A 14,312-nucleotide genomic window follows, 5' to 3' on the forward strand; every position below is an offset into this window, starting at 1 on the left:
TGCGCTTTCAGCCGAGCAACAGGAACCCGCCATGAGCGAATTCAAACGAATCCCCCCGGAACAGGCCCAGGCCCTGCGTGAACAAGGCGCCGTCGTCGTCGACGTACGCGACCCGGCGACTTTCGCCGCCCTGCACATCAGCGGCTCGAAGCATCTGGACAATCATTCCCTGCACGCTTTCATTCAAGGCGCTGACCTTGATGCACCGACCGTGGTCGTCTGCTACCACGGCAACTCCAGCCAGGGTGCTGCGGCCTACCTGATCAGCCAAGGCTTCTCCGACGTCTACAGCATGGACGGCGGCTTCGAGTTGTGGCGTACGACTTATCCTGCGGAAACTGCGCAAGGCACCGCCGAATAATTTTTTTGTCACGCGCAGGCCCCGGCTGCCGTGGGCCTGCGCGGGCAGACGAACGGTCTTGCCACAACTAATTACGTATCTCGCCTTTACCTCCCGAATTCCCAACTATCCTTAAGCCCAGGCCATCCAAATCAGGGGAGAGCCGGTACACCGGCGCACGGGTCATCGGGAGTGACTTTCACGATTGTCGATCGTGGAAGTGTTCTGGGGGGTAAACAATCGGCTGCTACTGCGGCTGCTTGCCAGCATCGACTGAGTGATCCGGCGTCGGCTCCACGTATCGAGCGAGGTGACGTCATGAGTATCTTTAGCCACTTCCAACAACGCTTCGAGTCCACACGCCAGGAAGAACTCTCGCTGCAAGAGTACCTGGAGCTGTGCAAGAAAGACCGTAGCGCCTACGTTTCCGCCGCCGAGCGTCTATTGCTAGCCATCGGTGAACCGGAACTGCTCGACACCTCGACCAACTCGAGGCTGTCACGCATCTTCTCCAACAAGGTGATCCGTCGCTATCCGGCCTTTGAAGACTTCCACGGGATGGAAGAATGCATCGACCAGATCGTTTCGTATTTCCGCCATGCCGCCCAAGGCCTGGAAGAGAAGAAACAGATCCTTTATCTGCTCGGTCCCGTCGGTGGCGGTAAATCGTCCCTGGCCGAAAAGCTGAAACAACTGATTGAAAAAGTGCCCTTCTACGCGATCAAGGGCTCGCCGGTATTCGAATCGCCACTGGGTCTGTTCAACGCCACCGAAGATGGCGCGATCCTCGAAGAAGACTTCGGTATCCCGCGGCGCTACCTGAACACCATCATGTCGCCATGGGCGACCAAACGCCTGGCCGAATTCGGCGGCGACATCAGCCAGTTCCGCGTGGTCAAACTGTACCCGTCGATCCTTAACCAGATTGCCGTGGCCAAGACCGAACCGGGTGACGAGAACAACCAGGACATTTCCGCACTGGTCGGTAAAGTCGACATCCGTAAACTCGAGGAATACCCACAGAACGACGCCGACGCCTACAGCTATTCCGGTGCGCTGTGCCGGGCCAACCAGGGCCTGATGGAATTCGTCGAAATGTTCAAGGCACCGATCAAGGTGCTCCACCCGTTGCTGACCGCGACTCAGGAAGGCAACTACAACAGTACCGAAGGCCTCGGCGCGATTCCGTTCACCGGGATCCTGCTCGCCCACTCCAACGAATCGGAATGGCACACCTTCCGCAACAACAAGAACAACGAAGCGTTCATCGACCGGATCTACATCGTCAAAGTGCCGTATTGCCTGCGCGTCAGCGACGAAGTGAAGATCTACGACAAACTGCTGTTCAACAGCTCCCTGGCCAAAGCGCATTGCGCGCCGGACACCTTGAAGATGCTCGCACAGTTCACTGTGCTGTCGCGCCTCAAGGAGCCGGAAAACTCCAACATCTATTCGAAGATGCGCGTCTACGACGGCGAAAACCTCAAGGACACCGATCCAAAGGCCAAGTCGATCCAGGAATACCGCGACTCGGCAGGCGTCGACGAGGGCATGAACGGGCTGTCGACCCGCTTCGCGTTCAAGATCCTCTCCAAGGTCTTCAACTTCGACCCGCATGAAATCGCCGCCAACCCGGTGCATCTGCTCTATGTGCTGGAACAGCAGATCGAACAGGAGCAATTCCAGGCCGAAACCCGCGAGCGCTACCTGCGCTACCTGAAGGAATACCTGGCGCCGCGTTATATCGAATTCATCGGCAAGGAGATCCAGACCGCGTACCTCGAGTCTTACAGCGAGTACGGCCAGAACATCTTCGACCGCTACGTGCTGTACGCGGACTTCTGGATTCAGGATCAGGAATACCGCGATCCGGAAACCGGCGAGATTCTCAACCGCGTCGCGCTGAACGAAGAACTGGAGAAAATCGAAAAACCGGCCGGCATCAGCAATCCGAAGGATTTCCGCAACGAGATCGTCAACTTCGTACTGCGCGCACGGGCCAACAACAACGGCAAGAACCCGACCTGGCTCAGCTACGAGAAACTGCGGGTGGTCATCGAGAAGAAAATGTTCTCGAACACCGAGGACCTGCTGCCAGTCATCAGCTTCAATGCCAAGGCCAGCAAAGAGGATCAGCAAAAGCACAACGACTTCGTCACTCGAATGGTCGAACGCGGCTACACCGACAAACAGGTACGGCTTCTTTCCGAATGGTACCTACGGGTACGGAAGTCGCAGTGAAGCAGCTGCAAGCTTTTAGCTACGAGCTGCAAGAACAAAGCGCGTAACCCACTGATGCCCGGGAACCTGCTTTTACTTGCAGCTTGAAGCTCACAACTTGAAGCTGCCCGGAGGGCTTCCTATGAGTTATGTGATCGACCGACGTCTCAATGGCAAGAACAAGAGCACGGTAAACCGTCAGCGCTTCCTGCGGCGTTACCGTGACCACATTAAGAAGGCTGTCGAAGAGGCGGTCAGCCGGCGCTCCATTACCGATATGGAGCACGGCGAACAGATCAGTATTCCCGGTCGCGACATCGACGAACCGGTGCTTCACCACGGCCGTGGCGGCAAGCAGACCGTGGTGCATCCTGGCAACAAGGAGTTCACCGCCGGCGAACACATCGCTCGCCCGCCGGGAGGCGGTGGCGGACGCGGCCCGGGCAAGGCCGGCAACTCCGGCGAGGGCATGGACGAATTCGTCTTCCAGATCACTCAGGAAGAATTCCTCGAATTCATGTTCGAAGACCTCGAACTGCCAAACCTGGTCAAACGCAACCTGAGCGGTACCGACACCTTCAAAACCGTGCGGGCCGGGATCAGCAACGAAGGCAACCCGTCGCGGATAAATATCATCCGCACGCTGCGTTCGGCTCATGCTCGGCGCATTGCCTTGTCCGGCAGCAGCAGGGCAAAACTGCGTGAAGTGAAAGAAGAACTTGAACGTCTAAGACGCGAAGAGCCAGATAACTTCGGCGATATTCAGGAGCTCGAGGCAGAAATCGAGAAACTCAGCGCGCGCATCCATCGTGTGCCGTTCCTCGATACCTTCGACTTGAAATACAACTTGCTGATCAAACAGCCCAACCCCAGCTCGAAAGCCGTGATGTTCTGCCTGATGGACGTCTCCGGCTCCATGACCCAGGCGACCAAGGACATCGCCAAACGCTTTTTCATCCTGTTGTACCTGTTCCTGAAACGGAACTACGACAAGATCGACGTCGTGTTCATCCGCCACCACACCAGTGCCCGGGAAGTCGACGAAGAAGAGTTTTTCTATTCACGGGAAACCGGCGGCACCATCGTTTCCAGTGCCCTGAAACTGATGCAGGAGATCATGGCCGAGCGTTACCCGAGCAACGAGTGGAATATCTACGCGGCGCAGGCTTCCGATGGTGATAACTGGAACGACGACTCGCCAATCTGCCGCGACATCCTGATCAACCAGATCATGCCGTTTGTGCAGTACTACACTTATGTGGAGATTACCCCGCGCGAACATCAGGCCTTGTGGTACGAGTACGAACGCATCGCCGAAGCCTTTTCTGACACTTTTGCCCAGCAGCAACTGGTCTCGGCCGGGGATATCTATCCGGTCTTCCGTGAACTCTTCCAGCGCAGGTTAGTGACATGACCGCCAAAGAGCAGAAGCGCCAACCCATTTCCACCGGCTCCGAATGGACGTTCGAGCTGATTCAGACCTATGACCGCGAAATCGCCCGGATCGCGGCCCGCTATGCGCTGGATACCTACCCCAACCAGATTGAAGTGATCACCGCCGAGCAGATGATGGATGCGTATGCCTCGGTGGGCATGCCACTGGGCTACCACCACTGGTCCTACGGCAAACACTTCCTCAGCACGGAAAAGTCGTACAGCCGTGGGCAGATGGGCCTCGCCTACGAAATCGTGATCAACTCTGACCCGTGCATCGCCTATCTGATGGAGGAAAACACCATCTGCATGCAGGCGCTGGTAGTGGCCCATGCCTGTTACGGGCATAACAGTTTCTTCAAGGGCAATTACCTGTTCCGCACCTGGACCGACGCCAGCTCGATCATCGATTACCTGGTGTTTGCCAAGCAGTACATCATGCAGTGCGAGGAGCGTCACGGCATCGATGCAGTAGAAGACCTGCTCGACTCCTGCCATGCGTTGATGAACTACGGCGTCGACCGCTACAAACGTCCTTACCCGATTTCCGCCGAAGAAGAACGGCGTCGGCAGAAGGATCGTGAAGAGCACATGCAAAAGCAGATCAACGATTTGTGGCGCACCATTCCCAAAGGCGCGGATAAATACAGCGACAAGGACAACGCACGCTTCCCGGCCGAGCCGCAGGAAAACATCCTGTACTTCATCGAAAAACACGCGCCGTTACTGGAACCGTGGCAGCGCGAGATCGTGCGGATCGTGCGCAAGATCGCCCAGTACTTCTACCCGCAACGCCAGACCCAAGTGATGAACGAAGGCTGGGCAACATTCTGGCACTACACGCTGATGAACGACCTGTATGACGAAGGGCTGGTTACCGACGGCTTCATGATGGAATTCCTCACCTCGCACACTAGTGTGGTGTTCCAGCCAGGTTTCGATAGCCCTTACTACAACGGCATCAACCCCTACGCGCTGGGTTTCGCAATGTATCGCGACATCCGGCGCATGTGTGAAGAACCTACCGAAGAGGATCGTCACTGGTTCCCGGAAATTGCCGGGAGCGACTGGCTGTCGACCATCAAATTCGCCATGAGCAGCTTCAAGGATGAGAGTTTCATCCTGCAGTATCTGTCGCCCAAGGTGATCCGTGACCTGAAACTGTTCAGCATCATGGATGACGATCAGAAGGACGACTTGTTGGTGCCTGCGATTCATGACGAACCCGGCTACCGGATCATCCGCGAAACGCTGGCCGCGCAATACAACCTCGGCAATCGTGAACCGAACGTGCAGATCTACAGCATCGATCGGCGCGGCGACCGCTCACTGACCTTGCGTCACCAACAGCACGATCGCAAACCGCTGGGAGACTCCACTGACGAAGTGCTTAAACATCTGCATCGCCTGTGGGGCTTCGATATCCATCTGGAAACCCTGCAAGGCGACCAGATCATGAAAACCCACCACGTTCCCCCCCGCAGTGAACACAGCGAAGGGGATTACGGTCGACTTGACCTTGCCGTCATTCATCTTTGATCCGGTTCCGGCCTCCGAAAGTCTGACGCAAGGGTTATTCTGTCGGGCTAACGGAGGTTTTTTATGCAGATTTTCAAGGTTGGCGGTGCCGTACGTGATCGCTTGCTGGGCAAACCAGTCACTGACATCGATTGGGTCGTAGTCGGTGCCACCACGGAAGAAATGCTCGCCCAGGGTTATCGCCCGGTCGGCGCGGATTTCCCGGTGTTTCTTCATCCCAAAAGCGGCGAGGAGTACGCCCTCGCTCGCACCGAACGCAAGAGCGGGCGCGGTTATGGCGGTTTCACTTTTCACGCCAGCCCCGAAGTGACGCTTGAAGAAGACCTGATTCGTCGCGACCTGACCATCAACGCCATGGCCGAGGACAATGAGCACAATCTGACCGATCCCTACCATGGCCAGCGCGATCTGGAAGCCCGGATTCTGCGCCACGTTTCTCCGGCGTTCGCCGAAGATCCCCTCCGTGTATTGCGCGTTGCCCGTTTCGCAGCGCGCTATGCCGGGCTGGGTTTTACCGTCGCACCGGAGACGCTGGAATTGATGCATGAGCTCAGCGAGTCCGGTGAGCTGGAGGCGTTGACCGCCGAACGTAGCTGGAAAGAAATCTCCCGGGCACTGATGGAAGATCAGCCGCAAGTGTTCATTCAGGTGCTTCGCGACTGCGGCGCGCTGAAAGTACTGATGCCGGAAGTCGACGCGCTTTTCGGTGTGCCACAACCTGAAGCGCATCACCCGGAAATCGATACCGGCCTGCACACCCTTAGCGTCCTGGAGCAATCGGCGCGGCACAAACAACCGCTGACGGTTCGCTGGGCTTGCCTGCTGCACGATCTCGGCAAAGGTCTGACCCCGGAAGAAGAGTGGCCGCGACACATCGCCCATGAGCACACGGGGTTGAAGCTGATCAAAGCGGTCAACGAACGCTTTAAGGCACCAAAGGATTGTCAGGAGTTGGCCTTGTTGGTCGGCAAGTACCACACCCACAGCCACCGGGCGCTGGAGTTGAAGGCCTCGACGCTGCTTGACCTGCTGCAGAGTTTTGACGTGTATCGCCGACCGCAGCGGTTTGAAGAGTTTATCGCCGCATGCGAAATGGACGCCCGAGGCCGTAAAGGGCTGGAGCAGAGAAGTTATCCACAGGCGGATTATTTGCGCGGTGCGGCGAAGGCTGCGCGAGAGGTTGCGGTGCAGCCGTTGCTGGAGAAGGGATTCAAAGGGCCGGAGCTTGGCGAAGCGCTAAAGCGTGAACGGCTCAAGGCGTTGAAGGCTTACAAAGAGAACGCCTGAAGCAAGATCACAGCCTGCGGCTGCTCCCACACGGGAATATGCGTTTCTCTGCAGGACCTGCCGCAGGCTGCGATCTTTTGCTTTTAAAGATTCGGCGGGGTTAACTGCTCACCCCGCCATTCGAACGGCACTGGCGCCAGCACCTGATCAATCTGCGCTTCAGCCCACAAAGTCGCGAAGCTCTTTCCCACACCCGGATGCACGCGATCCGGCGCAATCAGCGACAGCGGCCACAGCACAAAAGCATTCTTCAGAATCTCCGCGCGCGGTAGAACCAGTCCGTCGAAATTCCCCGCCAGATCACCATACAACAGCACGTCGATATCCAGCGGCAAGCCCTTGCGATCCGGCGCGTAACGTCCGTTATCCGCCTCAATGAATTTCAAGCGTCGGTCCAGCTCCATCAACGGCAGATCGGTATACGCCGACACCACGAAGTTGAAGAACGGCCCGCTTTTGATCCCCACCGGTTGGCTCTCGAACACCGCCGAACAGCGGATATCCACCAGAAACGTCGCCAACGCTTCAAGCCCTGCGCGCAAATGGGTTTCGCGCTCGATATTGCTACCGAGCCCGAGGTAGACCTGAGTCAGCGACATCCGCGCTCGATCTCCACACCCACGCCGCCCTTGGCAGCCGGAACGGCGCCGGGCTTGGTCAGCTTCAGGCGTACCCAAGTGATCTTGAATTCGCTCATCAGCACTTCAACCAGACGTTCGGCAAAGGTCTCGACCAGTTGAAACTGCGCTTGCTCGGCAAACGCCTGAATTCGCGTGGACACGCTGGCGTAGTCGAGCGCCAGGGTCAGGTCATCACCGGCCGCGGCCGGGCGATTATCCCAGGCGAAGCTCAGATCAAGCCGCAGGCACTGGCGGATGCCGCGCTCCCAGTCGTAGGCACCAATCACGGTGTCGACTTCCAGGCCTTCGATAAACACTCTGTCCAAGCACTTCTCTCCGCTGCACGACAAGGGCGCAATGCGCCGTTAGAATCAGGGCGTCCTCGCCCGGAATAGTTAGCATGTTTTGGTTACTGGCGACTCTCGCCTACCTGCTCGGCTCGCTGTCCTTCGCCATTTTGCTCAGCCGCCTGACCGGAAACCCGGATCCGCGAATGAGTGGCTCGGGTAATGCCGGTGCCACCAACATGCTGCGCCTGGCCGGTCGCAAACTGGCGATCCTGACCTTGCTGGGTGACCTGTGCAAAGGCCTGGTGCCGGTGCTGATCGCTTCGACTGCCGGCCTTTCGCTGCAGGATCAGGCGTGGATCGGCGTGTGCGCCGTGATCGGTCACCTGTTCCCGCTGTATTTCCGCTTCCGTGGCGGCAAAGGTGTTGCCACCGCCGCCGGCATGTTGCTGGGCCTGTATCCGCCCGCCGCGCTGCTGGCCATCTGCGCCTGGCTGCTGACGTTCTACCTGACCCGCACCAGCTCGCTGGCGGCCCTTATCGCTACGCCCCTGACCTTGCCTTTGCTGGCCTGGCAGGAACCGGAAGCGCTGCTGCCGATGAGCGCGCTGACACTGCTGATCGTCTGGCGCCACCGCGGCAATCTACGCGACCTGTTTGCCGGGCGCGAACGGCATTTTTAAATACCGGCCATGAGCGCCACTCATCACAACGCCGACAATTGCTCCATCGGCCAGCGCGCCTGCACGCTGATTGCCAGACTTTCCTGCTGACCGGCCTGCAAACGCTGGCAACCGGCAAACGCGATCATCGCGCCATTGTCGGTACAGAACTCCGGGCGCGCATAAAACACATCGCCCTTCATGTCGCCGAGCATCTTTTCCAGCGAAACACGTAACGCCTTATTGGCGCTGACGCCGCCCGCAATCACCAGACGCTTCATACCGGCCTGCTTCAGGGCACGCTTGCACTTGATGGTCAAAGTCTCCACCACGGCCTGCTGGAACGCCAGCGCGATGTCGCAACGGGCTTGCTCGCTGTCGTCCCCGGCGTTGACGCACTGCTGCCAGGCGTTGAGCGCAGAGGTTTTCAGACCACTGAAGCTGAATTGCAGACCCGGGCGATCACACATCGGACGCGGGAAGGTAAAACGTCCTGCGACGCCCTTCTCGGCCAGTTTGGCGATTTCCGGCCCCCCCGGATAATTGAGACCCATCATCTTCGCGGTTTTGTCGAATGCCTCACCAGCGGCATCATCCAGCGTCTCGCCGAGCAGACTGTATTGGCCGATGCCATCGACCTGAACCAGTTGCGTATGACCGCCGGAGACCAACAAAGCGACGAACGGGAATTCGGGCGGTTTCGGCTCCAGCATCGGCGCCAGCAAGTGGCCTTCCATGTGGTGCACGCCGAGCGCAGGAATGCCCCAGGCAAACGCCAGCGCCTGAGCGCAGGAAGCGCCGACCAGCAACGCGCCAACCAGGCCAGGACCCGCGGTGTAGGCGATCGCGTCGATCTCGGTCGGCACGCAGTCGGCTTCTGCCAACACCTGACGAATCAAGGGCAGCATGCGCTTGACGTGGTCACGCGAGGCCAGCTCCGGTACCACACCGCCATAAGCGCGGTGCAGGTCGATCTGGCTGAACAGTGCGTCGGCCAGCAGGCCGCGTTCGCTGTCATATAATGCGACGCCGGTTTCGTCGCAGGAGGTTTCTAATCCCAGTACTAGCATGGGTTTGCGCCTTGTTTAGGCTGAATTCGAAGGCGCGCATAATAGTCGCCGCGTGATGCCCCGACCAGCGGTTTTCGATCAGAGGCTTTGCATTCCGAGCGATGAGGGGTTAACATCCGCAACCCTTAAAAACCGACGTCTTCAAGTGCTCTTTTGCCGCGAGGATGTTGACCCCGGTAATGAATGAAGGTAGCTCTGGATGCCAGCCGTCAAAGTTAAAGAGAACGAACCCTTCGACGTAGCTCTGCGTCGTTTCAAGCGCTCCTGCGAAAAAGCCGGTGTACTGGCTGAAGTTCGTAGCCGCGAATTTTACGAGAAGCCAACTTCTGAGCGTAAGCGCAAAGCAGCAGCCGCTGTTAAGCGTCACGCCAAGAAAGTTCAGCGCGAACAGCGCCGCGCCGTTCGTCTGTACTAATACACAGACGTTCGTAGCAAGCTTCTTGCCTAAGCCCGGCTCTCAGCCGGGCTAATGGCATTTGCGTAAAACGCTTGATGCTTCACCGTCGAAGCCGCACACGCGACCGAGACAAATCTGCTTCACGCGTCAGACCTGGCTCTTTTGCCAGCGGTGCACGTCTTTTCTGACGAGCCTTTCAAGGCTACTGACGAGCACACCCACTGATTCCTCTTACGACGATCAGCCCAAGGCACCTGCATGCGTGCCCGCTTTATTGAGCGATCCGAGGCCCTGAACCGGCCGTCAGCGGATTCAGCGCAACACTTTCAAATAGTCGACGACTGATGAGTACTAACGTCAGTGGATTTTCGGCAGATACACTTCCCGACAGCGATTACGCAGACGACACCGGTCGAGCCGCATATTTTGCGTGCTTCAAGCAATGACCCGCGTCCGGCAGCCTTTCGCATCGGACTTATTACAGCGCAGACGACGAGAACGCCATGGCCGGGCTGATTCCCCAGAGCTTCATTGACGACCTGCTGAACCGCACCGACATCGTCGACGTGGTCAGTTCGCGCGTGCAATTGAAGAAGGCCGGCAAGAACTACACCGCCTGTTGCCCGTTTCACAAAGAGAAAACCCCGTCTTTCAGCGTCAGCCCCGACAAGCAGTTCTATTACTGTTTCGGCTGCGGCGCCGGCGGCAATGCCCTCGGCTTTCTCATGGATCACGACAACCTGGATTTCCCCCAGGCTGTCGAAGATCTGGCCAAAGCCGCCGGTATGGAAATCCCCCGCGAAGAAAGCGGCCGCGAGCGCAAGCCACGGCAGCCGACCGATTCGCCGCTGTATCCGCTGCTCACCGCCGCCGCCGACTTTTACCGGCAGGCGCTCAAGAGCCATCCGGCACGCAAAGCTGCAGTGGATTACCTCAAGGGACGCGGCCTGACTGGCGAGATCGCCCGGGATTTCGGCCTCGGTTTCGCGCCGCCGGGCTGGGACAATCTGTTCAAGCACTTGAGCAGCGATACATTGCAGCAGAAGGCCATGATCGACGCTGGCCTGCTGATCGAGAACGCCGAAACCGGCAAACGCTATGACCGCTTCCGCGATCGCGTAATGTTCCCGATTCGCGACACCCGCGGGCGGATCATCGCTTTCGGTGGCCGCGTACTCGGCGACGACAAGCCGAAATACCTGAACTCACCGGAAACCCCGGTATTCCATAAAGGCCAGGAACTCTACGGCCTCTATGAAGCACGCAAGAACAACCGCAACCTCGACGAAATCATCGTCGTCGAAGGCTACATGGACGTCATCGCCCTCGCACAGCAGGGGCTGAAGAATGCCGTCGCGACGCTGGGCACCGCGACCAGCGAAGAACATTTGAAGCGCCTGTTCCGCGTCGTACCGAACGTGTTGTTCTGTTTCGACGGCGACCAGGCCGGCCGCAACGCCGCGTGGCGCGCCCTGGAAGCAACGCTTTCAAGCCTGCAAGACGGCCGCCGGGCGCGCTTTTTGTTTCTGCCCGAAGGCGAAGACCCGGATACCTTGGTGCGCGCCGAAGGCACTGACGCCTTCAAGGCCCGGATCAATCAGCATGCTCAGCCACTGGCGGATTATTTCTTCCAGCAATTGACCGAAGAAGCCGATCCGCGCTCGCTCGAAGGCAAGGCCCACATGGCCACCCTCGCCGCACCACTGATCGACAAAGTGCCGGGCGCCAACCTGCGTATTCTGATGCGTCAGCGCCTGACCGAAATCACCGGCCTGAGCAGCGAAACCGTCAGTCAGCTGGCACAAAGCGCACCGCAGGAAGCGCCTCCTGCCTACGATCCGGGCATCGATTACGACGCAATGCCTGACTACAGCGACTACCATCAGCCGCAGGCACAGGACATGTATGTGCCGCAGCAGGAGTGGACGCCCAAGAAGCCCGGTGCTGGTGGCAAGAAGTGGGACAAAAAGCCCTGGGACAAGAACGGCAAACGTGGCGGTGATCGCGATCAGCAGCGCCCGCGCACACCGATTGGCGTCGAGTCGCCAACCCTGACCGCCCTGCGCACACTGCTTCATCACCCGCAATTGGCCAAGCGCGTCGAAGATGCCGGGCACATTGCGGACGAGAATCAGACCAACGCCCAGTTACTTGTGGCCCTGCTCGAAGCTGTACAGAAGAATCCCAAGCTAAACTCATTTCAGTTGATCGCGCGATGGCACGGCACTGAACAGGGACGCTTGCTCAAGGCTTTGGCAGAAAAGGAGTGGCTGATTGACGGCGATAACCTTGAACAACAGTTTTTCGACACCATTACTAGCTTGTCAGCCCGCCAACGCGAGCGAAATCTGGAACAGTTGCTCAGGAAAGCGCGTCAAAGCGAACTGAGCGTTGAAGAGAAAAACCAACTGCGCGACCTACTAAGTCGCAATGTTTCCGCATCAAACCCGACCTCAACTGGCGCGTGAGGTCATAGCTCAGGTATAATCCTCGGCTTGTTTTTTGCCCGCCAAGACCTTCAGTGGATAGGGTGTTATGTCCGGAAAAGCGCAACAGCAGTCTCGTATTATTGAGTTGATCAAACTGGGTCGTGAGCAGAAGTATCTGACTTACGCCGAGGTCAACGACCACCTGCCCGAGGATATTTCAGATCCTGAGCAGGTGGAAGACATCATCCGCATGATTAACGACATGGGGATCCCCGTACACGAGAGTGCTCCGGATGCGGACGCCCTTATGTTGGCCGACGCCGATACCGACGAGGCCGCTGCGGAAGAAGCAGCCGCCGCGTTGGCAGCGGTGGAGACCGATATCGGTCGCACCACTGACCCTGTGCGCATGTACATGCGTGAAATGGGTACGGTCGAGCTTCTGACTCGTGAAGGCGAAATCGAAATCGCCAAGCGTATCGAAGAGGGCATCCGTGAAGTGATGAGCGCAATCGCGCACTTCCCTGGCACGGTTGACCACATTCTCTCCGAGTACACCCGCGTCACCACCGAAGGTGGTCGCCTGTCCGACGTTCTGAGCGGTTATATCGACCCGGACGACGGCATTGCGCCGCCTGCCGAAGTGCCGCCGCCTGTCGAAGCTAAAGTGGCGAAAGCCGACGACGACACCGACGACGATGAAGCCGAATCTTCCGATGACGAAGAAGAAGCCGAAAGCGGTCCGGATCCGGTCATCGCTGCCCAGCGTTTCGGCGCCGTGGCTGACCAGATGGAAATCACCCGCAAGGCCCTGAAAAAGCACGGTCGCAACAACAAGGCAGCGATTGCCGAGTTGCTCGCACTGGCCGAGCTGTTCATGCCGATCAAACTGGTGCCGAAGCAATTCGAAGGCCTGGTCGAGCGTGTCCGCAGTGCCCTGGATCGTCTGCGTCAGCAAGAGCGCGCGATCATGCAACTGTGCGTACGTGATGCACGTATGCCACGCGCCGATTTCCTGCGTCAGTTCCCGAGCAACGAAGTCGACGAAAGCTGGTCCGACGCCCTGGCCAAAGGCAAGAGCAAATACGCCGAAGCCATTGGTCGCGTGCAACCGGACATCATTCGTTGCCAGCAGAAACTGATCGCGCTGGAAACCGAAACCGGTCTGACCATCGCAGAAATCAAGGATATCAACCGTCGCATGTCGATCGGTGAGGCCAAGGCCCGCCGCGCGAAGAAAGAGATGGTTGAAGCCAACCTGCGTCTGGTGATCTCGATCGCCAAGAAGTACACCAACCGTGGCCTGCAATTCCTCGATCTGATCCAGGAAGGCAACATCGGTCTGATGAAAGCGGTAGACAAGTTCGAATACCGTCGTGGTTACAAGTTCTCGACTTATGCCACCTGGTGGATCCGTCAGGCGATCACTCGCTCGATCGCCGACCAGGCCCGCACCATCCGTATTCCGGTGCACATGATCGAGACGATCAACAAGCTCAACCGCATTTCCCGGCAGATGTTGCAGGAAATGGGTCGCGAACCGACCCCGGAAGAGCTGGGCGAACGCATGGAAATGCCTGAGGACAAGATCCGCAAGGTATTGAAGATCGCTAAAGAGCCGATCTCCATGGAAACCCCGATCGGTGATGACGAAGACTCCCATCTGGGTGACTTCATCGAAGACTCGACCATGCAGTCGCCAATCGATGTCGCCACTGTTGAGAGCCTAAAAGAAGCGACTCGCGAAGTGCTGTCCGGCCTCACTGCCCGTGAAGCCAAAGTACTGCGCATGCGTTTCGGTATCGACATGAACACCGACCACACACTCGAAGAAGTGGGCAAACAGTTTGACGTAACGCGTGAGCGGATCCGTCAGATCGAAGCCAAGGCGCTGCGCAAGCTACGCCACCCGACGCGAAGCGAGCATCTGCGCTCCTTCCTCGACGAGTGATACCAGAACCCCCGGCCCAGGCCGGGGGTTTTGTTTATATGGCAGATTAAATCCTTCGCAACGCCCCTCCCCCGCA

General features: G+C 58.2%; 12 protein-coding genes. 9 read left to right on the plus strand and 3 right to left on the minus strand.

All coding sequences use genetic code 11. The features are described from left to right. Positions 1-31 precede the first annotated feature (31 nt). From glpE to J0G10_RS28060, 5 genes are all read left to right on the plus strand, one after another. Entirely contained in the window at positions 32-361 is a 330-nt protein-coding gene (gene glpE, locus J0G10_RS28040; RefSeq protein WP_016983139.1) for a thiosulfate sulfurtransferase GlpE, read from the plus strand. 297 nt (positions 362-658) lie between these two features. After that, positions 659-2,581 carry a PrkA family serine protein kinase gene (locus J0G10_RS28045; RefSeq protein ID WP_007910115.1) on the plus strand — a complete coding sequence of 641 codons (1,923 nt, stop codon included), beginning with the start codon at positions 659-661 and terminating at the stop codon, positions 2,579-2,581. A 121-nt stretch (positions 2,582-2,702) separates the two neighbouring features. Further along, positions 2,703-3,974 (plus strand): YeaH/YhbH family protein, encoded by a 1,272-nt coding sequence (locus tag J0G10_RS28050; protein ID WP_007910114.1) that lies wholly within the window; start codon positions 2,703-2,705, stop codon positions 3,972-3,974. Further along, on the plus strand, positions 3,971-5,533 hold the full coding sequence (locus J0G10_RS28055; RefSeq protein ID WP_093441957.1) for a SpoVR family protein: 1,563 nt from the start codon (positions 3,971-3,973) through the stop codon (positions 5,531-5,533). The genes J0G10_RS28050 and J0G10_RS28055 overlap by 4 nt, the downstream gene beginning before the upstream one ends. 63 nt (positions 5,534-5,596) lie before the next feature. Then, positions 5,597-6,820, plus strand: a complete 1,224-nt coding sequence (locus J0G10_RS28060) for a multifunctional CCA addition/repair protein (protein ID WP_095126220.1) — start codon at positions 5,597-5,599, stop codon at positions 6,818-6,820. Positions 6,821-6,903: 83 nt separating this feature from the next. Here the strand turns inward: J0G10_RS28060 and folK are convergent, their stop codons facing one another. Next, complete coding sequence (gene folK, locus J0G10_RS28065; RefSeq protein WP_095050309.1) at positions 6,904-7,419, minus strand: 2-amino-4-hydroxy-6-hydroxymethyldihydropteridine diphosphokinase; 516 nt, start codon at positions 7,417-7,419, stop codon at positions 6,904-6,906. After that, positions 7,410-7,766 (minus strand): dihydroneopterin aldolase, encoded by a 357-nt coding sequence (gene folB / locus J0G10_RS28070; protein WP_064390789.1) that lies wholly within the window; start codon positions 7,764-7,766, stop codon positions 7,410-7,412. The genes folK and folB overlap by 10 nt, the downstream gene beginning before the upstream one ends. 74 nt (positions 7,767-7,840) lie before the next feature. Between folB and plsY the strand changes: the two genes are divergently transcribed. Further along, positions 7,841-8,410, plus strand: a complete 570-nt coding sequence (gene plsY / locus J0G10_RS28075; RefSeq protein ID WP_095050308.1) for a glycerol-3-phosphate 1-O-acyltransferase PlsY — start codon at positions 7,841-7,843, stop codon at positions 8,408-8,410. A gap of 23 nt (positions 8,411-8,433) precedes the next feature. Here plsY and tsaD read toward each other — a convergent pair whose 3' ends face one another. After that, on the minus strand, positions 8,434-9,459 hold the full coding sequence (tsaD, locus tag J0G10_RS28080) for a tRNA (adenosine(37)-N6)-threonylcarbamoyltransferase complex transferase subunit TsaD (RefSeq protein WP_093441977.1): 1,026 nt from the start codon (positions 9,457-9,459) through the stop codon (positions 8,434-8,436). A 199-nt stretch (positions 9,460-9,658) separates the two neighbouring features. Between tsaD and rpsU the strand changes: the two genes are divergently transcribed. The 3 genes from rpsU to rpoD all read left to right on the plus strand — a co-directional run bounded on the left by rpsU (position 9,659) and on the right by rpoD (position 14,236). Continuing rightward, complete coding sequence (gene rpsU / locus J0G10_RS28085; protein ID WP_002551877.1) at positions 9,659-9,874, plus strand: 30S ribosomal protein S21; 216 nt, start codon at positions 9,659-9,661, stop codon at positions 9,872-9,874. 485 nt (positions 9,875-10,359) lie between these two features. Then, positions 10,360-12,324 carry a DNA primase gene (dnaG, locus tag J0G10_RS28090; RefSeq protein ID WP_093441982.1) on the plus strand — a complete coding sequence of 655 codons (1,965 nt, stop codon included), beginning with the start codon at positions 10,360-10,362 and terminating at the stop codon, positions 12,322-12,324. 67 nt (positions 12,325-12,391) lie between these two features. After that, entirely contained in the window at positions 12,392-14,236 is a 1,845-nt protein-coding gene (gene rpoD / locus J0G10_RS28095; protein ID WP_093441990.1) for an RNA polymerase sigma factor RpoD, read from the plus strand. Positions 14,237-14,312 lie beyond the last annotated feature (76 nt).

This window comes from Pseudomonas germanica (assembly GCF_019614655.1).
Lineage (GTDB): Bacteria > Pseudomonadota > Gammaproteobacteria > Pseudomonadales > Pseudomonadaceae > Aquipseudomonas > Aquipseudomonas neuropathica.